Source organism: Streptomyces sp. NBC_01255 (genome assembly GCF_036226445.1).
In the GTDB taxonomy this organism is placed as follows: domain Bacteria; phylum Actinomycetota; class Actinomycetes; order Streptomycetales; family Streptomycetaceae; genus Streptomyces.
The window spans coordinates 5,236,060-5,257,171 of sequence record NZ_CP108474.1; the positions used below are offsets into that span (position 1 = coordinate 5,236,060).

Genomic DNA, 21,112 nt, shown 5'->3' on the forward strand with positions numbered 1-21,112 from the left:
CTCCAGAGGCTGACGCCGCCCTGCTGTGAGGGTTGTGGGGGTTGTGGGGTCTTGTGGGGGCTACAGCGAGGCGATGACGCGGTCCGCCAGGATGTAGACGTTCTCCTCGTCCGTGTCGCCGTACGAGAAGGTGAGCGCGAAGGCGCCCGAGACGCCCGAGCCGCCGAGCAGCACCGGGGCGCGGCCCGCGCGCAGGGCCTCGGCGAGGCGCTCCGCGGTCTCGCGGTGTCCGGGGGTCATACAGAGCGTCGTGCCGTCCGCGAAGACGTACACGTCCAGGGTGCCGAGCGGGCCGGGGCGCACGTCGGTCAGCGCCGTGCGGGTGTCCGCGAGCTCCTCGAGGCGGGCCACCGTCCGCTCGTGGTCGGTGACGACCGGGGTCTGCACCGGCACGAAGTCCGGGTGCGAGGGGTGGCGGCGGCGGGCCGCGGCCAGCTCCGCGGAGTCCTCGGGGAACTCGTCCAGCGGGTCGGCGAAGTCGGCCACGCCGTCGAGCGCGGCGGCCTCCGCCTCCATGGCCTCCAGGGCCATCGCCTCCAGGCCCACGAAGTCGGCCTGGCGCGGGACGAAGAAGGCGCCGTCCTCGACCGGGCCGCCGAGCCCGCCGAGCAGGGACGGGGCGTCGGCCGCGTCACGGGCCTCCTGCGCGGCCCAGAAGGCACGGGCCTCCGCGAGCTCACGCTCGCGTTCCTCGGCCAGCGCCTCGGCGACCGCGGCCCGTATCTCCGCGGCGGGCGTGGCGCGCGCCGCGGGGACCGTGACGCCGCGGGCGGCCGCCAGCTCAGTGCGGAGGCCGGTGACCTCCTTGCGGAGACCGTGGACGGCGTGCAGGGCAGCAGCGCCCACGGCCGTGGCAGCGGCCGTGGTCAGCAGCAGGGCAAGAGACATGGCGCTCACTGACGTACTCCCGATTCCGAGTCGATCCCCCGACTTCCTACATCAGCTTGTCCTGGGGTGGTGCCTGCTGTCAGTGCATTACGTCACGAATTGGACAGGTATTTCGGCCGGGTGTTTAGTCCCGAAAGGGCTCTGACCTGGGAAAATGAACTCCCCCGGGACGTAGGTCACATCCTGGGGGAGATTCGGTCACGGCTCGGACGCGGAGCGGTTAGGAGAGGCGCTCGATGACCATGGCCATGCCCTGACCGCCGCCGACGCACATGGTCTCCAGGCCGAACTGCTTGTCGTGGAACTGGAGGCTGTTGATGAGGGTGCCGGTGATGCGGGCGCCCGTCATGCCGAAGGGGTGGCCGACGGCGATCGCGCCGCCGTTGACGTTCACCTTGTCCAGGTCCAGGCCCAGGTCCTGGTAGGACGGGATGACCTGGGCGGCGAAGGCCTCGTTGATCTCGGCCAGGTCGATGTCGCCGATGGTCAGGCCGGCGCGCTTGAGGGCCTGCTTCGACGCCTCGACCGGGCCGAGGCCCATGATCTCGGGGGAGAGGCCGGATACGCCGGTGGAGACGATGCGGGCGAGCGGGGTCAGACCGAGCTCGCGGGCCTTCGTGTCCGACATGATCACGAGCGCGGCGGCGCCGTCGTTCAGCGGGCAGCAGTTGGCGGCGGTGACCAGGCCGTCGGGGCGGAAGACCGGCTTGAGGCCCTGCACGCCCTCCAGGGTGACGCCGGCGCGCGGGCCGTCGTCGCCGGAGACGACGGTGCCGTCCGGCAGCGTCACGGGGGTGATCTCGCGCTCCCAGAAGCCGTTCTTGATGGCCTGCTCGGCGAGGTTCTGCGACCGTACGCCGAACTCGTCCATCTCCTGGCGGCTGATGCCCTTCCAGCGGGCCAGGTTCTCGGCGGTCTGGCCCATCGCGATGTACGCGTCCGGGACGATGCCGTCCTCGCGCGGGTCGTGCCAAGCGGAGCCCTCGGAGGCGGCGACCTCGGCGGTGCGGGCCTCGGCGTCGGCGAAGAAGGGGTTGTGCGTGTCGGGCAGCGAGTCCGAATTGCCCTTCACGAAGCGGGACACCATCTCGACACCGGCCGAGATGAAGACGTCGCCCTCGCCGGCCTTGATGGCGTGCAGCGCCATGCGGGAGGTCTGGAGCGAGGAGGAGCAGTAGCGGGTGACCGTGCAGCCCGGCAGGTGGTCCATGCCCATCTGCACGGCGACGATCCGGCCCAGGTTGTTGCCCTGCTCGCCGCCGGGCAGACCGCAGCCCAGCATCAGGTCGTCGATGTCGCGGGGGTCGAGCTCGGGCACCTTGGCCAGGGCGGCCTGGATGATGGTCGCGGTGAGGTCGTCCGGCCGCAGATCCTTGAGGGAGCCCTTGAAGGCCCGTCCGATGGGAGAGCGGGCGGTCGAGACGATCACGGCTTCGGGCATCACGGCTCCATGAGGGTGCGGAGTGAGCGGACTGAAAGGGAAGTTACCCGTACGTACCGCATGCGGTCACCGGCCCGGACGTGTGATGAGAACCTCTTTTCTAAGCGTACGCTCAGTTGGCTGGAGTCTCCGTCGACGGGGTGGTGTCGGCCGGTTCCTCCTTGACCGCTTCGGCGTCCCCGGCTACCGGTAGCCGCCGCCTCCGGCGGTGCTTCAGGAGGGCCCACGGCGCACGCGCGCCCGTGACCTCCGTGCCCGCCTCCTTCGCGGCCTCGGCCGCCGCCTTCGCCACCGGCAGGATGTTCTCCCGCCGCGCCGGCTCCAGCCGGTCGGTTTCCGGCCACACGCCGAGCGACGCGCACAGCGTCGGCAGCACCGCCATCGCCGCCGTCGCGTACCCCTCCGCCGACGGGTGGAAGTTGTCCACCCCGAACATCTCGCGCGGATTCGCCGCGAACTCGGGTCCGAGCAGATCGCCCAGCGACACCGTCCGCGCGCCCTGCTCCACCACCACGATCGTCTGCGCCGCCGCCAGCTGCCGTGAGGCCCGCCGGGCCAGCCAGCGCAGCGGCTGGTAGACCGGTTCGATCGTCCCCAGGTCCGGGCAGGTCCCGACCACCACCTCCGCACCCGCCGTCCGCAGCCGCCGCACTGCCGCCGCGAGGTGCCGCACCGACTCCGTGGGCGGCATCCGGTGCGTCACGTCGTTCGCGCCGATCATGATCACGCAGACGTCGGGCACCCCCACCGGCTGGGCGAGGAGCAGCGACACCTGGCGCTCCAGGTCGTCCGAGCGCGCCCCTGACAGCGCCACGTTCCGCAGGACCACCGGCCGCTCCGCCACCGCCGCGAGCCCCGAGGCGAGCAGCGCGCCCGGCGTCTGACCCGCGCGGCGCACCCCCTGGCCCGCCGCCGTGGAATCACCCAGAAGGGCCAGTCGCAGGGGCCCCTCCGTACCGAAGGAACGGCCGTAGAGGCCGTCCGACACCGGCGGCAGGGGCGCCGTCCCGTTCCCCACCGACCTCTTGGCCAGCTGCATCTCGGTCAGCAGGAGCCCGACCGCGGCCACGCCGAGGAGACCGATGCTCCCGCCGCCGTAGGCCGCACCCGCCGCGATCCGCCGTGCCACCCTCGCCCTCGACATCGGGGCCGTCACCTCCTCGAACCGTTCGGGGTCTTCAAGCCGTTCAGGGTCTAACTGCCCCGTAAGCCGCTCCGACTACGCATACGCTGGCCACACCATTACGGAGACCCCGGAGATTACGGTGCAATTCCACGACTCGATGATCAGCCTCGTCGGCAACACCCCGCTGGTGAAGCTCAACAACGTCACGGCGGGTATCCAGGCAACCGTCCTGGCCAAGGTCGAGTACTTCAACCCGGGCGGCTCGGTCAAGGACCGCATCGCCGTCCGCATGATCGAGGCGGCCGAGCAGAGCGGCGCGCTCAAGCCCGGCGGCACCATCGTCGAGCCCACGTCCGGGAACACCGGCGTCGGCCTCGCGATCGTGGCCCAGCAGAAGGGCTACAAGTGCATCTTCGTCTGCCCCGACAAGGTGTCCCTCGACAAGATCAACGTGCTGCGGGCGTACGGCGCCGAGGTCGTCGTCTGCCCCACCGCCGTGGATCCCGAGCACCCGGACTCGTACTACAACGTCTCGGACCGGCTCGTCCGTGAGACGGCCGGTGCCTGGAAGCCCGACCAGTACTCCAACCCGAACAACCCGCGCTCCCACTACGAGACCACCGGTCCCGAGCTCTGGGAGCAGACGGACGGGAAGATCACCCACTTCGTGGCGGGCGTCGGCACCGGCGGCACCATCTCCGGCACCGGCAACTACCTCAAGGAGGTCAGCGGCGGCTCCGTCAAGGTCATCGGCGCCGACCCCGAGGGCTCCGTCTACTCGGGCGGCTCCGGCCGGCCGTACCTGGTCGAGGGCGTCGGCGAGGACTTCTGGCCGACCGCGTACGACCGGAACGTCACGGACCGGATCGTCGCCGTGTCCGACAAGGACTCGTTCCAGATGACCCGCCGCCTCGCCAAGGAGGAGGGCCTGCTCGTCGGCGGCTCCTGCGGCATGGCCGTGGTCGCCGCCCTCGAGGTCGCCAAGGAGCTGGGCCCCGACGACGTCGTCGTGGTGCTGCTCCCGGACTCCGGCCGCGGCTACATGTCCAAGATCTTCAGCGACGAGTGGATGGCCGGACACGGCTTCCTGGAGGACACCTCCACCGCCACCGTCGCGGACGTCCTGCGCCACAAGGAGGGCGTCATGCCCTCCCTCGTCCACATGCACCCGGACGAGACCGTCGGCCAGGCCATCGAGGTGCTGCGCGAGTACGGCGTCTCCCAGATGCCCATCGTCAAGCCCGGCGCCGGCCACCCCGACGTGATGGCCGCCGAGGTCGTCGGCTCGGTCGTCGAGCGCGAGCTCCTCGACGCGCTCTTCACGAAGCGGGCCTCCCTGGAGGACCCGCTGGAGCGCCACATGAGCGCACCGCTGCCGCAGGTCGGCTCCGGCGAGCCCGTCGCCGACCTGATGTCCGTCCTCGGCGAGGCCTCCGACGCGGCGATCGTCCTGGTCGAGGGCAAGCCGACCGGTGTCGTCAGCCGCCAGGACCTGCTGGCCTTCCTGGCCAACGGCGGCGCGAAGTAGTCCGCTCGACCGGCGGTGCGGGGTGCGTGAAGCCGTTCGTACAACTGGTACGAGGGCGACACGTACCCGCAGCACCCGCTTAACACGCGTCCGGCACATTGGTGGTCGTCGGCGTCACGGACTTCCGGAGCGGCTCCCGGGCCTCCACAGACGCCGCGGACGCGGAGACCGGCCCTGACCCGGGCCCGTGTCCCACGCGGGGACCGCCGTCGTCCCGCCCCCCTTCACCGGGGGTGCGGCGGTCCCCGCGCCACTCTTCCCTTCCCTCGCCCGTTCCCCTCCCGGCACCCGGCTGCATATCCTTATGCAGAGTTATTCGTGGGTGAATAGGCGGAAGGGGGACGGACGGCATGAGCGACAGCCCGGCCGGACGGCTGCAGGCGCTCTTCGAGGGGCACCGGCTGACGCCGACGCAGCGGCGCATCGCGCACTGCATGGTGCGGCGCGCCGCCGACGTGCCGTTCCTGTCGAGCGTCGAGCTCGCCGAGCTCGCCGGGGTCAGCCAGCCCTCCGTCACCCGCTTCGCCGTCGCCCTCGGCTTCGACGGGTACCCGGCGCTCCGCCGCCATCTGCGGGAGGTCGCGCCCCCGGAGCCCGGCGCCACCGCCGCGGAGAAGGGCGGCGAGGGCCACAACGAGTACCAGCAGGCCGTGCTCGCCGAGATCGAGAACCTCCGGCACCTGGCCGGGCTGCTCGCCGACCCGAAGCCCGTCGAGCGGGCCGGCCGGGTCCTCGCCTCCTCCCGCCCGCTGCTCGTCCTCGGCCTGCGGGCCGCCTCCTCGCAGGCGCGCGGCTTCGCCTACTTCGCCGCCAAGGTGCACCCCGACGTCCGGCTCCTCGACGAGGGCGGCTCGATGCTCACGGACCGCGTCGACGCGGCCGTACGGGCCGGGGCCACGGCGCTGCTCTGCTTTGCCCTGCCCCGGCACCCCCGGGAGGTCGTCGAGGCCCTGGAGTACGCGCGGGCGGCCGGACTCACGGTCGTGGCCGTCGCCGACTCGGCGTTCGCGCCCGTCGCCGCCCACAGCGACCTGCTGATCCCGGCCGCCGTCGGCACGGGGCTCGCCTTCGACACCGCCTGCGCGCCGATGATGCTCGGCCGGGTCCTCCTGGAGGCCATGGCGGACGAACTCCCGGACGCGCAGGCGCGCCTGGAGGAGTTCGACACGAAGGCGGCGGCGCGGGGCCTGTTCGTCGAGTGAGGCGTCTTCGGGCCGTCAGACCTGGAGCTCGGTCGCGATCTTCTTGAGCTGGTGGCGGGCCATCGCGAGGTTCGCGCGCTCCTTGTCCAGGGCCAGGTACAGGAACAGGCCGTTCGCGCCCTGGCTCCTGAGCAGCCGGATCAGGTGGTACTGCCGGCCGAGGGTGATGAGGATGTCCTCGATCTCGTCGCCGAGGCCGAGCATCTCCATCGCCCGGACCTTGGCCCGGACCACGTCGGTGTTGCCCGCCGCGGCCACGTTCAGGTCGAGCTCCTTGCCGCCGCCGATGGTGCCGAGCGCCATGCCGCTCGTGTAGTCGACGAGCGCAGCGCCGATGGCGCCCTCGATCGAGGCGGCTTCCTTGAGGGAGGTCTCGGTGTTCGCCATGGTGTCGCACTTCCTTTTCGTGTTCTGCTGCGTGTTCTGCTGTGTGTTCTTCTTGAGCTGCTTCGGACTTCGGGTCAGATCAGGTCCTTGCGCTCCAGCGCCCCGTCGACGAGTTCGCCTATCCGGGTGCTGGACCTGCGGGCCTCCAGGTGGAGCCGTCCCACGTTGATCCGGGGCTCCGCGAGCAGCGTCAGGACGGCCGCGCCGCCCGCCGCGTACGTCGCCACGTAACCGCTCTCGCCGCGGACGAGGAGCTCGCGGAAGCGGCCCTGGCCCGTGCAGTCGGTCAGCCGCTGGCCGACGCCGAGCGCCGCCGCCGTCAGCGCGGCCACGCTCTCCGCCTCGCCGTCGACGGTGTCGTGGGCGAGGACGAGGCCGTCGGCGCTGGCGGCGAGGGCTCCGGTCAGCTGGGGCAGCCGGGCCCGCAGCCGTCTGAGTTCGCCGAGGACCTCTGTTTCCGCAGTCATGAGCTGTCTCCTCTCGGCGCGCAGGCGCAGGGCACGTCTCATCACAGATGTGCCTCCAGGGCGTCACGGAGCCGGCGCAGCAGGGCGATGTCGGGGTCGGCCACCTGCGGAGCCGCCAGGAGCGGTTGCGGGGGCGGTACGGGGTCGGGGCCGGGTTCCGGCGGGGTCTCGACGAGTCCGGCCGCGGCGAGCCGCCGGACGTCGAGGAGCGTGTGGAAGGCGGGGCGGCCGAGCAGCCGGGCGAGCTCCGCCGGGGGCCGCACCCCGTCGGCGAGGGCGAGCAGGGCGCGCTGCCGGGCCCCGACGGTCTGGCCGGGGGCGGCGGGGCGCGGCACGACGGGGGCGCTGTCGACGGAGGCGTACGGCCAGACGGCGTCGAGGAGTTCACGGCGGCGTACGGTCTCGCGCTCGACGGCCTCGGCGGAGACCGGCCGCACCGTGCCGAACCAGTGCCCGACCCCGTACCGGAAGCGGGTCGGTCCACTGGTGGGGGAGAGGGCGAAGAAGGCGGCGTCGAAGACGGCGCCGAGGTGGCAGATCTCCAGCTCGCCGTCGTGCAGCCGGCCGCTGTCGACGAGGAAGCGGCCGACGGCGCGGTGGGCGCCGGCGCGGTCGACGGCCTCGTCCCAGCCTTCGCGGGGCAGGCGCCCGCCGGTGGTCAGGAGGACGTCGACGCCGGGGGCGGCGGGGCTCTCGGCGTGCACGACGCGGCCGTCGACGAGGTACAGCGTGCCGTGGTCGCGCAGCAGCGCGCCGGTGGCCTTCTCGGCGGCGAGCCGGACCAGCATCGGGGAGACCGGTGGTGCGGGTGGTGCGGCGACGGGGCTCATCCGAGGACCAGCCTCTCGGCGAGGTCGCGGAGGCGTATGCGGGCGAGGGCGAGGTTGCCCTGGTCCCGGTCGAGCCAGAGGTGGAGGAAGACGCTGCTGTCGAAGGAGGTCTCGACGAAGCGGAGGACGTGGTAGCCGACGTGGGTGGTGACGATCAGGTCCTCGACGGGCGGGCCGGGCGGGGGAGTCCCTTCCCCCGTCGTCGCGAAGGAGTCGAACTCGGCTGCCGCCCGCGCAAGTTCGGCGGTCTCGGCGGCCGTGGTCTCATGGTCCCCGGTGGGGGACTCGCCCGCCGTCCCGAGCGCGAGCCCGCTGGTCCAGTCGACCAGGGAGGCTCCGCGAGCGCCTGGCAGGGCCATGGCCTCCAGCAGGCACTCGTCGATTCCGGGCACGCGGATTCCCCTCCCGATACGGCGCGCGAACGAACGGCGGTGACGGTGACGTTACTGAACGTTCCGGCCTGCGGGGGGTGTTCTGGCATTTTCCATCGGAACATGCCGGACGGTGGCGGGAATTGACCGATCCGTTTGCGTCAGGCGCGGGACTCGACGGCGTTCGCGATGTCGGTCAGGTCCTTCTTGAGCGCCTTGGCGACGGCCTTCGCGCCGAAGCGGGCGAGCAGCCGGGTGACGAATCCGGGGGTGCGGTCGCTCGCCGGCCGGGCCGAGAAGGTCATGCGCAGGGTGGTGCCCGCGTCGCCGTCGGCCTTGAGGGTGAGCTCGGAGACGTAGTGCATGCCGTGCGAGTCGGCGACCGTGACGTACCGGTCGGGCGGCACGCACTCGGTCACGGTCATCTCCTCGGTGGCCTCCTTGCCCAGCATCCGCCGCGTCTCGCGCCAGCGCGTGCCCACGCCGAAGCCGCCTTCGGTGAGCACCTCGACCTTCTCGACGCCCGAGAGGACGCGGGGCATGTCCCGGAGGTCGGTGATCGCCTCCCAGACGCGGCCGGGGGAGGCGGCGACCCGGCGCTCGACGACGACGGAGGTGGTGTCCGAACCCGTTCCAGTCATGTCCTCATCGAAGCCGGGGCGCCGCGCCCGCGCTACCCGACGGGTGCGTTTGTGTGCCCCGCCCGCGCTACCCGACGAGGGCGTTCGCGTGTGCCCCGCCCGCCTCCGCGACGATCTCGTCGAGCGTCTGGGGCCTCCGTACCGTCGAGAAGGTGACCGCCCCGTCCTCGGCCACCGTGAAGCCGTGGATCCCGGGCCGGGGCAGGCTGTTGTACGCGTAGTGGTGGGCGAAGTAGTACGCGCCGGTGTCCGGGACGGCCACGACGTCGCCGGGGTGCAGCAGCGGCAGCTTCCGGCCGGTGGCGAGCAGGTCCCCGGCGAAGCAGGCGGGGCCCGCCACGTCCTGGACGGTGACGTCCCCGGCGCGGGGGCGGCCCTCGGCGTCGTACGCGAGGATCCGCAGCGGCCAGGAGTCGGGGGCGTAGACCGTACGGGTGGCGAGCTGGACGCCCGCGTGGGTGACGGCGATCGGGCGGCCCCCGGCGGTCTTGGTGTACTCCACCCGGGCGAGGACCGTGCCGTGCTTGGCGAGCAGGGAGCGGCCGAACTCGGTGACGAGCCGGTAGCGGCCGTCGAGGAGGCCGGGGACGGTGTCGGCGAGCAGCCGGGCGTACTCGGCGTACGTCGGCGTCTCCTCGTCGGAGGTGAAGTTGACCGGCAGGCCGCCGCCGATGTCGAGGGTGTCGATCTGCTGCCGGCCCGCCTTGTGGTTGATCTCCTCGGCGAGGGCGTAGGCCTCCCCGACGCCTTCGGCCATCAGGGCGAGCGGGACGCCCTGGGAGCCGGTGTGGGTGTGCAGCCGGGTCAGCCACGGCCGGTCCAGGAAGGCCTGGACGACGCCGGCGCGGGCGCCCTCGTCGCGGAGGGCCACACCGAACTTGGAGGTGGCGGTCGCGGTCGAGAGCGCGCCGATGGAACCGGCTCCGACCTGCGGGTTCACCCGGAGTCCGAGGGGCGAGGCGGTGGGCGCGGAGGCGACGAGCGCGTCGAGGCGGTCCAGCTCCTGGAGGTTGTCGGCGTTGACGGCGATCCCGAGCGCGAGGGCCTGGCGCAGCTCGGCCGGGGTCTTGGCGGGGGAGTCGAGCACGGTGTGGGTGGGCGGGATCCCGGCGGCGCGGGCGAGGGCGAGCTCGCCGGGGCTGGCGACCTCGACACCGAGCCCCGCGTCGTGGAGGAGGCGCAGGACGGGGACGAGCGGGGCGGCCTTGACGGCGAAGGCATGGAGGACGTGGGCGTCGGTGACGGCGGCGAAAGCACTGGTCAGGGCTGCGGCGGAGGCGCGGATGCCGGTGGTGTCGAGGAGCGCGACGACCGGCTCGGCGGCGGAGAGGAGTCCCTGGTCGACGGAGGCTCGGACGGCGAGATCACGACGGTAGGAGGCCATGCGGTCCATCCCACCATCCCGACTCACCGGGACGGGTGACACCCGCCCTGTTGACTACAACTATTCAGCGCGCCAAGATGTGAATATCTGATCGACATTCGAGGAGGCACCCCCATGTCAGGACCCCGCCCCGTCCGAGCAGCACGCGGTACGGAACTGAGCGCCCTGGGATGGCAGCAGGAAGCCGCCCTCCGGATGCTCCAGAACAACCTCGACCCCGAGGTCGCCGAGCACCCCGACAAGCTCGTCGTCTACGGCGGCACCGGCAAGGCCGCCCGCGACTGGCGCTCGTACGACGCCATGGTCCGCACCCTGCGCACCCTGAAGCAGGACGAGACGATGCTCGTCCAGTCCGGCCGTCCCGTCGGCGTCATGCAGACCCACGAGTGGGCCCCGCGCGTCCTCATCGCCAACTCCAACCTGGTCGGCGACTGGGCGAACTGGGAGGAGTTCCGGCGCCTGGAGCAGCTCGGCCTCACCATGTACGGCCAGATGACCGCCGGCTCCTGGATCTACATCGGCACCCAGGGCATCCTCCAGGGCACGTACGAGACCTTCGCCGCCGTCGCCGCCAAGAAGTTCAACGGCACCCTGGCCGGCACGATCACCCTCACCGCCGGCCTCGGCGGCATGGGCGGCGCCCAGCCGCTCGCCGTGACGATGAACGACGGCGTCGCGATCTGCATCGACGTCGACCCGCGCGCCATCGAGCGCCGCATCGAGCACCGCTACCTGGACGTGAAGGCCGACAACCTCGCCCACGCGCTCCAGCTGGCCACCGAGGCGCGCGACGCCCGCCGCCCGCTCTCCATCGGCCTCCTCGGCAACGCCGCCGAGCTGCTCCCGCAGATGCTCGCCGAGGGCGCCCCGATCGACATCGTCACGGACCAGACCTCGGCCCACGACCCGCTGGCCTACCTGCCGGTCGGCGTCGCCTTCGAGGACATGGCCGACGCCGCCGCCAAGGACCCGGCCGGCTTCACCACCCGCGCCCGCGAGTCGATGGCCAAGCACGTCGAGGCCATGGTCGGCTTCATGGACGCCGGCGCCGAGGTCTTCGACTACGGCAACTCGATCCGCGGCGAGGCCCAGCTGGCCGGCTACGACCGGGCGTTCGCCTTCCCCGGCTTCGTCCCCGCCTACATCCGCCCGCTGTTCTGCGAGGGCAAGGGCCCGTTCCGCTGGGCCGCGCTCTCGGGCGAGGCGAGCGACATCCACAAGACGGACAAGGCGCTGCTCGACCTCTTCCCGGAGAACGAGTCCCTCCACCGCTGGATCAAGATGGCCGGCGAGCGCGTCCACTTCCAGGGCCTCCCGGCGCGCATCTGCTGGCTCGGCCAGGGCGAGCGCGACAAGGCCGGCGACATGTTCAACGACATGGTCGGCAACGGCACCCTCGCCGCGCCCCTCGCGATCGGCCGCGACCACCTGGACTGCGGCTCGGTGGCCTCCCCGTACCGCGAGACCGAGGCCATGCTCGACGGCTCCGACGCCATCGCCGACTGGCCGCTCCTCAACGCCATGGTCAACGTCGCCTCCGGCGCCTCCTGGGTCTCCATCCACCACGGCGGCGGCGTCGGCATGGGCCGCTCCATCCACGCGGGCCAGGTCACGGTCGCCGACGGCACCCCGCTGGCCGGCGAGAAGATCCGCCGCGTGCTCACCAACGACCCCGGCATGGGCGTCATCCGCCACGTCGACGCGGGCTACGACATCGCGGAGCGCGTCGCCGACGAGAAGGGCGTCCGCGTCCCGATGCGCGAGGGCTCCGACGACGAGGCCTCGGCGTGAGCGCCACCTTCCACGCCATGTGGCAGTCGCTGCGGCCCATCGGCCGCAGCGACGCCTCGGGCGGCTACCGCCGCTACGCCTGGACCGGCGCCGACGCCGACTGCCGGCTCTGGTTCCGGATGCAGGCCGAGGCCCGCCGCCTGGACGTCGAGACCGACCGCAACGGCAACCAGTGGGCCTGGCTCGGCGACCCCACCGCCGGTGACGCCGTCGTCACCGGCTCCCACCTGGACTCCGTCCCCGACGGCGGCGCCTTCGACGGCCCCCTCGGCGTCGTGTCCGCCTTCGCCGCGCTCGACGAACTCCGCTCCCGCGGGGCCGTGTTCCGGCGACCCCTCGCCATCGTCAACTTCGGCGACGAGGAGGGCGCCCGCTTCGGCCTCGCCTGCGTCGGCTCCCGCCTCACCGCGGGCCGGCTGACGAAGGAGCAGGCGTACGAGCTCCGCGACGCCGACGGGATCACCCTCCCGCAGGCCATGGAGGCGGCCGGTTACGACCCGGACGCCATCGGCCCCGACCCGGAGCGGCTGGCCCGCATCGGCGCCTTCGTCGAGCTGCACGTCGAGCAGGGCCGGGCCCTGGACCTGTCCGGGGACGCCGTCGGCCTCGCCTCCGCGATCTGGCCGCACGGCCGCTGGCGGTACGACTTCGCCGGCGAGGCCAACCACGCCGGCACCACCCGGCTCGTCGACCGCCGCGACCCGATGCTCACCTACGCGGAGACGGTCCTCGCCGCCCGCCGCGAGGCCGAACTCGCGGGAGCCGTCGCCACCTTCGGCAAGATCGCGGTCGAGCCGAACGGCGTCAACGCGATCCCGTCCCTCGTCCGCGGCTGGCTCGACGCCCGCGCCGCCGACCAGGGCGCCCTGGACAAGGTCGTCACGGGCATCGAGGCGGAGGCCCGCGCCTACGCCGACCGCCACGGCATCGACCTCACGGTCGTCCAGGAGTCCTTCACCCCGATCGTGGACTTCTCGCACACGCTGCGGGACGAGCTGTCCCGCCTCCTGGGCGAGAAGACCGGGTCCACCGGGAAGGTCCCCGTCCTCGGCACGGGCGCGGGACACGACGCGGGAATCCTCTCCGAATCGATCCCGACCGCCATGCTGTTCGTACGGAACCCCACCGGCGTCTCGCACTCCCCGGCCGAATTCGCGGCCGAGGACGACTGCGCGGCCGGGGTCCTCGCACTCGCCGACGTACTGGAGGGCCTGGCGTGTCGCTGACGACGTACTGGCTGGAGCACGCCTGGCTCGACACGAACGTCGAGCCGGGCGTGGTCCTCGAGGTGTCGGACGGCCGCATCACCGCCGTACGCACCGGGGTCGACACCCCGCCCCCGGGCGCGGTCGTCCTCCGCGGTCTGACGATCCCGGGCCTTTCCAACGCCCACTCGCACGCCTTCCACCGCGCCCTGCGCGGCACGGTCCAGGTCGGCTCCGGCACCTTCTGGACCTGGCGCGAGGTGATGTACACCGTCGCCCAGCGCCTCACCCCCGACAGCTACTTCGCCCTCGCCCGCGCCGTGTACGCGGAGATGGCGCTCGCCGGCGTCACCTCCGTCGGCGAGTTCCACTACCTGCACCACGCGCCCGGCGGCAGCCCGTACGCCGACCCCAACGCGATGGGCGAGGCCCTGATCGCCGCGGCGGCCGAGGCGGGCATCCGCATCACCCTCCTCGACACCGCCTACCTCTCCTCCGGCTTCGGCGCCGCGCCCGACAAGCACCAGCTCCGCTTCACGGACGGCACCGCCGAGCGGTGGGCCGAGCGCGTGTCCGCCCTCAAGGAGCGGGACGGCGTACGCATCGGAGCGGCGATCCACTCCGTACGGGCGGTCCCGGCGGACCAGCTCGCCACGGTCGCCCAGTGGGCGCAGGACAGGGAAGCCCCCCTCCACGTCCATCTGTCGGAGCAGACCGCCGAGAACGACGCCTGCCTCGCGGCGCACGGCCTCACCCCCACCCAGCTCCTCGCCGAGCACGGCGTCCTCGGCCCCCGCACCACGGGCGTCCACAACACGCACCTGACGGACACGGACATCGCCCTCCTCGGCACGTCGACGACCGGCACCTGCATGTGCCCGACGACCGAACGCGACCTCGCGGACGGCATCGGCCCGGCGGTCGCCCTCCAGCGCGCCGGCTCCCCGCTCTCCCTGGGCAGCGACAGCCATGCGGTCATCGACCTCCTGGAAGAGGCGCGGGCCATGGAGCTGAACGAGCGCCTGCGCACCCGCACCCGCGGCCACTGGACGGCCGCCGCCCTGCTCAGGGCCGCCTCCACCGACGGCCACGCGGCCCTCGGCTGGGCGGACGCGGGCACCCTGGAGACCGGCGCGCTCGCCGACTTCACGACGATCGCGCTGGACACGGTCAGGACAGCGGGACCGGTACCGCGTCTGGCAGCCGAGACGGCGGTATTCGCCGCGTCGGCAGCGGACGTCCGGCACACGGTCGTGGCCGGCCGTCACGTCGTACGGGACGGGGTCCACCACTCCGTACCGGACGTGGCCGGCGCCCTCGCGGACTCGATCGCCGCCCTGCACGGCCGAAACGGCTGAAACGGCTGAAGGAGACACCTCTCACCATGAACAACGGCCCCGCGGCGACGAACAACCCGGCGGCGACCTCCGCCCCCACCAGCGCGAACAGCGCCGTGGCGACGACCGCCACCGCCATCGTCAACATCGCCAGTCTCGTCACCAACGATCCCTCCCTCGGTGATGGCAGTCCTCTGGGCCTGATCCAGGACGCGGCCGTCGTCATCGACGGCGACCGCATCGTCTGGGTCGGTGAAACCAGCAAAACACCCGCCACTGACAACAGGGTCGACGCGGCCGGCCGGGCCGTGATCCCCGGCTTCGTCGACTCCCACTCGCACCTCGTCTTCGCGGGCGACCGCACCGCCGAGTTCAACGCCCGCATGTCGGGCCAGGCGTACAAGGCGGGCGGTATCCGCACCACGGTCGCGGCGACGAGGGCCGCCTCCGACGCCGAGCTCTCCGCGAACGTGGCCCGCTACCTGCGCGAAGCCCTCCGCCAGGGCACGACCACCTTCGAGACGAAGTCCGGCTACGGCCTGACGGTCGAGGACGAGGCCCGTGCCCTGCGGATCGCGGCCGAGCACACGGACGAGGTGACGTACCTCGGCGCGCACATCGTCTCCCCGGACTACGCGGACGACCCGGCGGCGTATGTGGAGCTGGTGACGGGCGAGATGCTCGACGCCTGTGCCCCGTACGCCCGTTGGGTCGACGTCTTCTGCGAGAAGGGCGCCTTCGACGGCGACCAGGCCCGCGCGATCCTCACCGCGGGCAAGGCGAAGGGCCTGCACCCCCGGGTGCACGCGAACCAGCTGACGTACGGCCCCGGCGTGCAGCTGGCGGTGGAGCTGGACGCGGCGAGCGCGGACCACTGCACCCACCTCACCGACGCCGACGTCGATGCCCTGGCCTCCGGCAACACGGTCGCCACGCTCCTCCCGGGCGCCGAGTTCTCCACCCGCGCGCAGTGGCCGAACGCCCGCCGCCTCCTGGACGCGGGCGTGACCGTGGCCCTCTCCACGGACTGCAACCCGGGCTCGTCCTTCACGTCCTCCGTCCCCTTCTGCATCGCCCTCGCGGTACGGGACATGGGCATGACCCCCGACGAGGCGATCTGGTCCGCAACGGCCGGCGGCGCCGCCGCCCTCCGCCGCACGGACGTGGGCCGCCTGACGGTCGGCGCCCGAGCGGACCTGACCTTCCTGGACGCCCCGTCCCCCGTCCACCTGGCCTACCGCCCGGGCGTCCCCCTGGTGACGGAGGTCTGGCGCAAGGGCGTCCGCGTGGCCTGAGGGACCGGCGAGGCGTCAAAAGCGGCGGACGGCAGTCCGATTGGCCCCAGGGTGCGGTTGAGTAGGGGTGCTCATGTGGGCGACCCCCGGTCGCTCGCATGATTCCCGCATGAGAACTCCGAACCGCCTCGCGAAGATCGTCCTGGCCGCCGCGCTCGGCAGCATGGCCCTGACCGCCTGCGGTACGGCGGACGCCACCGGCAGGCCCCCGGTCAAGGCGTCCGCCGTGGGCGTCGAGGCCCGGCCGACGTCGAAGCCGACGCCCGCGCCGACGTCGACGCGGCCGCTCCCGTCGGACGACCTGGCGAAGCACTCCGACCCGGAGACTCGCTTCCTGGCACTGTTCATCCGCGTCCTGGACGGCTGCGCGCCGGGCGGTCTGCCCGAGCCGCCCGCCGACCCGGCCGCGGACGACGCGACCCCGCCGCAGAACCTGCCGGACGGCGCGAAGCCGGAGGAGCCCGGGGACCTCTCGGTCCCCTTGGACGCCCCCGAGCCGCCGTCCTCCCCGGAGCCGGCCCCCACGAGGTCCGGCCCCGTCGAGGAGGTGCCGCTGACCGCCACCGACACGTGCGCCGGTGACGCGCACGCCCAGCGCATCCGCGAGGCGTTCGACGGCGCGGGCCCGGCCGACCAGCCGGCCCTGCGGACGAAGCTGACCGCCCTGGACTACCCGCCGTCGCGCATCCACCGGATGCCGGACCACGCGGGCTCGCCCCGGGCCCGGATCGACCTCCGGTTCATGGGCAACAACCTGGTCCTGGAGGTCACCGGCACCGGCGGCGGCGTGATTGTCGAACCGTTCGGGGTACCGGAGACGGTGGACGTGGACGTGGCCGAGGTGAAGCGGAAGCCCGGCGCGGACGACGCGACCGCGTCCTGACCGTCAGGCGGTCGCCAGGGACCTCACGAAGGACTCCGCAGCCCCCAGGGCGGCCACCTCGTCGGGGGTCAGGTTCGGGTCCGCCGCCCGGCGGCTGCGGGCCGCGGTGAGATGGGGGAGCAGCGGGGTGCGGACGGCCGCCAGGAGGGCGGCGACGCCCGCGCGGGCGCCGGGGGCGTACGGGGCGGGAGAGACCGCCACCTCCGCGAGGATCAGCGCCGACATGGCGCAGTCCAGACCGGGCGGGCCCTCCTCGGCGGTCTGCCAGTCGATGACGACGGGGCCCGCGGAGGCCGTGAGCATCACGTTCCCCGGGTGCAGGTCCAGATGCAGGAGGCGGGAGCCCGGCAGGCCGTGCAGACGGGTGAGGAGCTCCGCTATCAGTTCGCCCGCCGGTTCCGGCTCGTACGCACCCTCCAGGAGCGCGTCCAGGAGCGACGGCCCGGCGAGGCGCTCCATCACCAGGTCGGGCCCCTCCGCGCGTACCACCGCCGGAACCGGATAGCCGTGGCCCGCCAGCCGCGTCATCACCCCCGCCTCCCGCGTCGCGTCGTCGCCGTCCCGGTACCGCCGCAGCACCCGCGTCTCGTCGAGCGCGTAGACGTCCGCGGTCCTGCCCTGCCCGATGATCTTCAACTGCCCTGCCCCGTCCGCCTCTTGTCCACCAGAACCCTCACGCGACCACCGCTTCGCAGCGAGGCCACGGAATGGCCGAGTATGCCTGCCGAGGAGGGGTTCGGACCGGTACCGTCCTGTCCTGGCAGTACTCAGGGGACCGGGGGGTCGGCAAGGTGAGTGCTTTTCGTGTGCGGATCGTGAGGCCGGGGGAGCTGAGCGAGCGCGAGATCGAGGCGTGGCGGGAACTGCGCGCCACGTCCGGCGCACCCGCGAACCCCTTCATGGAACCGGAGTTCACGCGGGCGGTCGCCCAGGTGCGCCCCCGCTCGCGGGTCGCCGTGTGGTGGGAGGGGGACGAGCCGGTCGGCTTCCTCCCGTACGAGAAGGGGGCGTTGGGGCAGGGGCGGGCCATCGGCTTCGGCGTCTCCGACAGCCAGGGCGCCGTCCTGCGACCCGGACTGCGGCCCGGCACCCGCGCGGTGCTGCGCGCCTGCGGGGCCGTGGTGTGGGAGTTCGACAACCTGGAGGCCGGCCAGCCCGTCTTCGAGGGCGCCGCCACCGAGTCCTTCGCCTCGCCCGTGATCGACGTCGGCGAGGGGTACGCGGCCTACGAGGCGCTGCTGCGCGTCCAGTCGCCCAAGTTCCTCAAGACCACCCTCGCCAAGGAGCGCAAGCTCGGCCGCCAGGCTGACGGCGAGGTGCGCTTCGTCTTCGACGAGCGCGACCCGGCCGCGCTGCGCACCCTCATGGGGTGGAAGTCCGCCCAGTACCGCAGGACCGGGCGCGGCGACCGCTTCGCCAAGGAGTGGATCACCACCCTCGTCCGCCGCCTCCACGAGCAGCGCACGCCCGGCTGCTCCGGCGTCCTGTCCGTGCTGTACGTGGGCGAGCGGCCCATCGCCGCCCACTTCGGACTGCGGTCCGGGACCGTGCTGTCCTGCTGGTTCCCGGCGTACGACCCCGAGTTCGCGAAGTACTCGCCCGGCCTCGTCCTCCATCTGCGGATGGCCGAGGGCGCGGCCGCCGCCGGGATCGGGATGCTCGACCTGGGGCGCGGCGACGCCGAGTACAAGGACGCCCTGAAGACCGGGGAGTTGACGGTGTACGAGGGGGCCGTCTTCGTCCCGGGCGCGCGCGCCGCCCTGCACTGGCTCGGGCGCGAGCCCGCCCGGCGCGCCCACCGCTTCGTCCGCGACCGGCCGGCCCTCGCGGCCCGGGCCCGCGCCACCCTCAACGGGCTCGCCCGGCTGCGGGGGAACCGATAGCCGCCGCGGCAGCGGCGGTGCGTGCCGAGGCCACGCCCGTCACCCCCGCACCCCTCGCCTTCGCACCCGTCGCACCCGCACCCGCACCAGCGACCGTCGCACCCGCACCCAGCGCCGTCGCACCCGCACCCAGCACCGTCGCACCCGCATCTCTCGTCCCCGCGCGCGCCGGTTCCGCCCCGCCGCCTCCCTAGCCGTCGAGCCCGCGCCCGCCGCCGTACTCCCCTGGGGGATCCCCGTTGAGCAGCCGATCGAGCAGTCGACCGAGCACCCGCCCCGACCCACCCGCCCCGCCTCCACGCGCCGTCTCCGTCGCCGAGCTCGACCTCGACCTCGACACACCCGACGGGCCCGTCACGGCCCTGCGCCCCGCGCCCGGCGGGCCGCCCCTCGCGCCCGGTGACGTGTACGCGCTCGTACGGCTCCGGGGCCGGCCCGCGGCCACCGTCATCGGTGCCGTGCGGGAGGGCGAGGACCCCGCCGAGGTCCTCGGCGCCCTCGCGCGCGAGCGCGTCGAGACCGCCGCCCGGCCACGTACCGAAGCCGAACATCACGCCTCGAAACGGGAGGTGCCGCGGTCCGGGGGGACCCCCGCCACCCCGCCCCGCGCCTCCGTGATCGTCGCCACCCGCGAGCGCCCCGAGTCCCTCGCCCGCGCCCTCGACTCGCTCCTCGCCCAGGACCACCCCGACCACGAACTGATCGTCGTCGACAACGCGCCCCGCACCACCGACACCCACGACCTGGTCACCCACAAGTACGCCGGCCGCGTCCGGTACGTCCGCGAGGACACCCCCGGGCTCGCCGTCGCCCACAACACCGGCGCCGCCGCCGCCGACGGCGAGGTCCTCGCCTTCACCGACGACGACGTGATCGCCGACCCGCGCTGGCTGACCGCCCTCACGGAGCCGTTCGCCGCCGACCCGGGTCTCGGCTGCGTCACCGGCCTGATCCTGCCCGCCCGCCTGAGCACCCCCGCCCAGGTCCTCCTCGAATCGCACGGCGGCTTCGCCAAGGGCTTCGCGCCCCGCCTGTACGACTCCGCACGACCGCCCGCCGACGAGCCGATGTTCCCGTTCACCGCGGGCAGTTTCGGCTCCGGCGCCAACATGGCCTTCCGGGCGGCCGCCCTCCGCCAGGCCGGCGGCTTCGACCCGGCGACCGGCACCGGGACCCCGGCCAAGGGCGGCGACGACCTGTACGCCTTCGTCGCCGTCCTCTCCGCCGGCTTCCGCCTCCGCTACACACCCGAGGCGCTCGTCTGGCACCACCACCGGGAGACCTGGCAGGACCTGCGGAACCAGGCGTACGGCTACGGCGCGGGCCTCACCGCGTACCTCACCGCGACCCTGGTCCGCCGCCCCCGCATGCTGCCCGCGCTGCTCACCCGGCTGCCGCGCGGCCTCGCGTACGCACGGTCCATGACCGCCCAGCGCGGCGAGGGCGACGGCGGCGGAGTCCCCGGCGAACACGGCACCCAGCACCACCCCTGGCCCAGGAGCCTCTCCCGACTGGAGCGACGCGGCATGTTGTACGGACCGATCGGCTACGCGAAGGCCCGCGTCGCGCAGGCCGGTCTGCGGAAGGCGGCGGCCCGATGACGAACGTCCCCCTCCGCACCCGGATACCCGTCCTCCTCTATCACGCCGTGATGGACGACCCTCCGGACTGGATCGCCGAATTCACCGTCTCCCCCAAGGAGTTCGCCTCCCAGCTCGACGCGATCGTCGCCAGCGGGCGCACCGCGATCACCGTCGGCACGCTCGCCGCGCACTTCGCCACCGGCACCCCGCTGCCGCCCCGCCCCGTCGTCCTCACCTTCGACGACGGCTTCGCCGACCTCGTCGGACCGACGGCCGAGGCGCTCGCCGCCCGCGACCTGCCGTCCACCGTCTACCTCACCACGGGGGCCATCACGCCCGGCCGGCCCTGTCTGCTGCCGCCCGCGCCGATGATGACCCTGTCCCAGGCCCCGCGCCTGGCGCAGTACGGAATGGAGGTCGGCGCCCACACCGTCACCCACCCGCAGCTCGACACCCTCGCGCCCAACCTCCTGCGGCGCGAACTGCGCGAGGCGAAGACGGTCCTGGAGGACGTCCTCGGGCACGAGGTGCGGCACCTGGCCTACCCGCACGGCTACAACAGCCCCGCCGTACGCCGGGCCGTAGCGGCCGCCGGGTACACCTCGGCGGTCGCCGTCCGGCACGCGCTCAGCTCCGAGTCGGACGAGATCTACCGCATCGCCCGGCTCATCCTGCGCCGTGATCACACCGTCGCCGACATCGGGCAGTGGATGGAGGGCCGCGGCGCGAAGGCCGCGCCGTACCCGGACTCGCTGCCGACGATCGGCTGGCGGATGTACCGCAGGACCCGCGCCCTGCTCAACGGACCCGAGTTCGCCGGCTGAGCCACACCGTCGGCAAGATCGTCAACTCCCGTGCCGGAGCCGGGGA

General features: G+C 73.1%; 20 protein-coding genes. 10 read left to right on the top strand and 10 right to left on the bottom strand.

Translation table 11 applies throughout. The annotated features are described in order from the left end of the window. Positions 1-60: 60 nt before the first annotated feature. The 3 genes from OG357_RS23785 to OG357_RS23795 all read right to left on the bottom strand — a co-directional run bounded on the left by OG357_RS23785 (position 61) and on the right by OG357_RS23795 (position 3,473). A complete protein-coding gene (locus OG357_RS23785) occupies positions 61-888 on the bottom strand; it encodes a hypothetical protein (protein ID WP_443066819.1) in 828 nt (275 codons plus the stop codon). A gap of 220 nt (positions 889-1,108) precedes the next feature. Next, positions 1,109-2,329, bottom strand: coding sequence for an acetyl-CoA C-acetyltransferase (locus OG357_RS23790; protein ID WP_317595997.1), 1,221 nt, complete (start codon positions 2,327-2,329; stop codon positions 1,109-1,111). Positions 2,330-2,441: 112 nt separating this feature from the next. After that, positions 2,442-3,473 carry an SGNH/GDSL hydrolase family protein gene (locus tag OG357_RS23795; protein WP_329623079.1) on the bottom strand — a complete coding sequence of 344 codons (1,032 nt, stop codon included), beginning with the start codon at positions 3,471-3,473 and terminating at the stop codon, positions 2,442-2,444. Positions 3,474-3,594: 121 nt separating this feature from the next. Between OG357_RS23795 and OG357_RS23800 the strand changes: the two genes are divergently transcribed. Continuing rightward, positions 3,595-4,983: a cystathionine beta-synthase gene (locus OG357_RS23800; protein ID WP_329623080.1), complete on the top strand. Its 1,389-nt coding sequence runs from the start codon at positions 3,595-3,597 to the stop codon at positions 4,981-4,983. Positions 4,984-5,333: 350 nt separating this feature from the next. After that, on the top strand, positions 5,334-6,185 hold the full coding sequence (locus OG357_RS23805; RefSeq protein WP_329623081.1) for a MurR/RpiR family transcriptional regulator: 852 nt from the start codon (positions 5,334-5,336) through the stop codon (positions 6,183-6,185). Between the two features lie 15 nt (positions 6,186-6,200). Here OG357_RS23805 and OG357_RS23810 read toward each other — a convergent pair whose 3' ends face one another. The 6 genes from OG357_RS23810 to OG357_RS23835 all read right to left on the bottom strand — a co-directional run bounded on the left by OG357_RS23810 (position 6,201) and on the right by OG357_RS23835 (position 10,274). Continuing rightward, complete coding sequence (locus tag OG357_RS23810; protein ID WP_329623082.1) at positions 6,201-6,572, bottom strand: hypothetical protein; 372 nt, start codon at positions 6,570-6,572, stop codon at positions 6,201-6,203. A 74-nt stretch (positions 6,573-6,646) separates the two neighbouring features. After that, positions 6,647-7,039 (bottom strand): roadblock/LC7 domain-containing protein, encoded by a 393-nt coding sequence (locus OG357_RS23815; RefSeq protein WP_329623083.1) that lies wholly within the window; start codon positions 7,037-7,039, stop codon positions 6,647-6,649. A gap of 41 nt (positions 7,040-7,080) precedes the next feature. Then, positions 7,081-7,869 carry a transcriptional regulator gene (locus OG357_RS23820; protein WP_329623084.1) on the bottom strand — a complete coding sequence of 263 codons (789 nt, stop codon included), beginning with the start codon at positions 7,867-7,869 and terminating at the stop codon, positions 7,081-7,083. After that, positions 7,866-8,261 carry a hypothetical protein gene (locus OG357_RS23825; protein WP_329623085.1) on the bottom strand — a complete coding sequence of 132 codons (396 nt, stop codon included), beginning with the start codon at positions 8,259-8,261 and terminating at the stop codon, positions 7,866-7,868. Before OG357_RS23825 ends, OG357_RS23820 begins: the two co-directional genes overlap by 4 nt. A gap of 140 nt (positions 8,262-8,401) precedes the next feature. Next, complete coding sequence (locus OG357_RS23830) at positions 8,402-8,881, bottom strand: SRPBCC family protein (protein WP_329623086.1); 480 nt, start codon at positions 8,879-8,881, stop codon at positions 8,402-8,404. Positions 8,882-8,948: 67 nt separating this feature from the next. Continuing rightward, entirely contained in the window at positions 8,949-10,274 is a 1,326-nt protein-coding gene (locus OG357_RS23835; protein ID WP_329623087.1) for a diaminopimelate decarboxylase, read from the bottom strand. Between the two features lie 105 nt (positions 10,275-10,379). Here OG357_RS23835 and hutU point away from each other — a divergent pair, with 105 nt between their 5' ends. The 5 genes from hutU to OG357_RS23860 all read left to right on the top strand — a co-directional run bounded on the left by hutU (position 10,380) and on the right by OG357_RS23860 (position 16,776). Next, positions 10,380-12,056 (top strand): urocanate hydratase, encoded by a 1,677-nt coding sequence (gene hutU, locus OG357_RS23840; RefSeq protein WP_329623088.1) that lies wholly within the window; start codon positions 10,380-10,382, stop codon positions 12,054-12,056. Positions 12,057-12,073: 17 nt separating this feature from the next. Continuing rightward, positions 12,074-13,282, top strand: coding sequence for an allantoate amidohydrolase (locus tag OG357_RS23845; RefSeq protein WP_329625676.1), 1,209 nt, complete (start codon positions 12,074-12,076; stop codon positions 13,280-13,282). Beyond that, positions 13,273-14,619, top strand: coding sequence for a formimidoylglutamate deiminase (locus tag OG357_RS23850; protein ID WP_329623089.1), 1,347 nt, complete (start codon positions 13,273-13,275; stop codon positions 14,617-14,619). Before OG357_RS23845 ends, OG357_RS23850 begins: the two co-directional genes overlap by 10 nt. A 26-nt stretch (positions 14,620-14,645) precedes the next feature. Continuing rightward, on the top strand, positions 14,646-15,893 hold the full coding sequence (gene hutI / locus OG357_RS23855) for an imidazolonepropionase (RefSeq protein WP_329623090.1): 1,248 nt from the start codon (positions 14,646-14,648) through the stop codon (positions 15,891-15,893). A gap of 109 nt (positions 15,894-16,002) precedes the next feature. Continuing rightward, positions 16,003-16,776: a hypothetical protein gene (locus OG357_RS23860; RefSeq protein ID WP_329623091.1), complete on the top strand. Its 774-nt coding sequence runs from the start codon at positions 16,003-16,005 to the stop codon at positions 16,774-16,776. A 3-nt stretch (positions 16,777-16,779) separates the two neighbouring features. Here OG357_RS23860 and OG357_RS23865 read toward each other — a convergent pair whose 3' ends face one another. Then, positions 16,780-17,412: a phosphotransferase gene (locus tag OG357_RS23865; RefSeq protein ID WP_329623092.1), complete on the bottom strand. Its 633-nt coding sequence runs from the start codon at positions 17,410-17,412 to the stop codon at positions 16,780-16,782. Between the two features lie 155 nt (positions 17,413-17,567). Between OG357_RS23865 and OG357_RS23870 the strand changes: the two genes are divergently transcribed. The 3 genes from OG357_RS23870 (at position 17,568) to OG357_RS23880 (ending at position 21,066) form a co-directional block, all read left to right on the top strand. Further along, positions 17,568-18,659, top strand: coding sequence for a GNAT family N-acetyltransferase (locus OG357_RS23870; protein WP_329623093.1), 1,092 nt, complete (start codon positions 17,568-17,570; stop codon positions 18,657-18,659). Between the two features lie 239 nt (positions 18,660-18,898). Further along, positions 18,899-20,260: a glycosyltransferase gene (locus tag OG357_RS23875; RefSeq protein WP_443066720.1), complete on the top strand. Its 1,362-nt coding sequence runs from the start codon at positions 18,899-18,901 to the stop codon at positions 20,258-20,260. Beyond that, a complete protein-coding gene (locus OG357_RS23880) occupies positions 20,257-21,066 on the top strand; it encodes a polysaccharide deacetylase family protein (protein ID WP_329623094.1) in 810 nt (269 codons plus the stop codon). The genes OG357_RS23875 and OG357_RS23880 overlap by 4 nt, the downstream gene beginning before the upstream one ends. Positions 21,067-21,112: the final 46 nt, after the last annotated feature.

Excerpts from the sequence above, each read along its gene's own strand:
- OG357_RS23810 (WP_329623082.1), bottom strand. The coding sequence starts at position 6,572 with ATGGCGAACACCGAGACCTCCCTCAAGGAAGCCGCCTCGATCGAGGGC.
- OG357_RS23790 (WP_317595997.1), bottom strand. The coding sequence starts at position 2,329 with ATGCCCGAAGCCGTGATCGTCTCGACCGCCCGCTCTCCCATCGGACGG.
- OG357_RS23845 (WP_329625676.1), top strand. The coding sequence starts at position 12,074 with ATGTGGCAGTCGCTGCGGCCCATCGGCCGCAGCGACGCCTCGGGCGGC.
- OG357_RS23880 (WP_329623094.1), top strand. The coding sequence starts at position 20,257 with ATGACGAACGTCCCCCTCCGCACCCGGATACCCGTCCTCCTCTATCAC.
- hutI (WP_329623090.1), top strand. The coding sequence starts at position 14,646 with ATGAACAACGGCCCCGCGGCGACGAACAACCCGGCGGCGACCTCCGCC.
- OG357_RS23785 (WP_443066819.1), bottom strand. The coding sequence starts at position 888 with ATGTCTCTTGCCCTGCTGCTGACCACGGCCGCTGCCACGGCCGTGGGC.
- OG357_RS23805 (WP_329623081.1), top strand. The coding sequence starts at position 5,334 with ATGAGCGACAGCCCGGCCGGACGGCTGCAGGCGCTCTTCGAGGGGCAC.
- OG357_RS23795 (WP_329623079.1), bottom strand. The coding sequence starts at position 3,473 with ATGTCGAGGGCGAGGGTGGCACGGCGGATCGCGGCGGGTGCGGCCTAC.
- OG357_RS23815 (WP_329623083.1), bottom strand. The coding sequence starts at position 7,039 with ATGACTGCGGAAACAGAGGTCCTCGGCGAACTCAGACGGCTGCGGGCC.
- hutU (WP_329623088.1), top strand. The coding sequence starts at position 10,380 with ATGTCAGGACCCCGCCCCGTCCGAGCAGCACGCGGTACGGAACTGAGC.
- OG357_RS23835 (WP_329623087.1), bottom strand. The coding sequence starts at position 10,274 with ATGGACCGCATGGCCTCCTACCGTCGTGATCTCGCCGTCCGAGCCTCC.
- OG357_RS23820 (WP_329623084.1), bottom strand. The coding sequence starts at position 7,869 with ATGAGCCCCGTCGCCGCACCACCCGCACCACCGGTCTCCCCGATGCTG.
- OG357_RS23860 (WP_329623091.1), top strand. The coding sequence starts at position 16,003 with ATGAGAACTCCGAACCGCCTCGCGAAGATCGTCCTGGCCGCCGCGCTC.
- OG357_RS23830 (WP_329623086.1), bottom strand. The coding sequence starts at position 8,881 with ATGACTGGAACGGGTTCGGACACCACCTCCGTCGTCGTCGAGCGCCGG.